The organism is Tritonibacter sp. SIMBA_163, from assembly GCF_046535935.1.
Lineage (GTDB): Bacteria > Pseudomonadota > Alphaproteobacteria > Rhodobacterales > Rhodobacteraceae > Epibacterium > Epibacterium scottomollicae.
The window spans coordinates 1-334 of the sequence record NZ_JAWJBP010000206.1 but is presented as its reverse complement, the minus strand read 5'-3'; the positions used below and the strand labels follow the sequence as shown (position 1 = coordinate 334).

Sequence of the window (334 nt, the reverse complement as noted above, 5' to 3'; positions counted from 1 at the left end):
CGCTACCTTCATCCCCCTACCACCACCGTCGCAGGCGACGCTCCCCGCGCCTACCTGATCGAGCCCCTCCTCCCCGCGCGCGCCCTCACCTGCCCCCCCGGCACCGCCGCGCCGCTGCCGATCACGCTCGCCTTCTGCTGGAGCCACCTGCGGCGCAAGTTCTGCGATCTCCATGTGAAGCAGGGCTCGCCGGTGGCCGAGGAGGCCTTGCGCCGGATCGCCGAGCTCTACCGCATCGAGAGCGAGATCCGCGGCCAGGCGGCGGGGGAACGCCAAGCCATTCGAGCCGAGCGCAGCCGTCCCCTGGTGGAGGCCATGCGGACCTGGATCGACG

The 334-nt window shown here is 72.2% G+C and carries 1 protein-coding gene; it reads left to right on the top strand.

Annotated features, from left to right (window positions below; all coding sequences use genetic code 11):
• On the top strand, positions 1-334 hold a 334-nt coding region (locus tag R0J92_RS22105; RefSeq protein WP_411053230.1), incomplete at both ends, for an IS66 family transposase.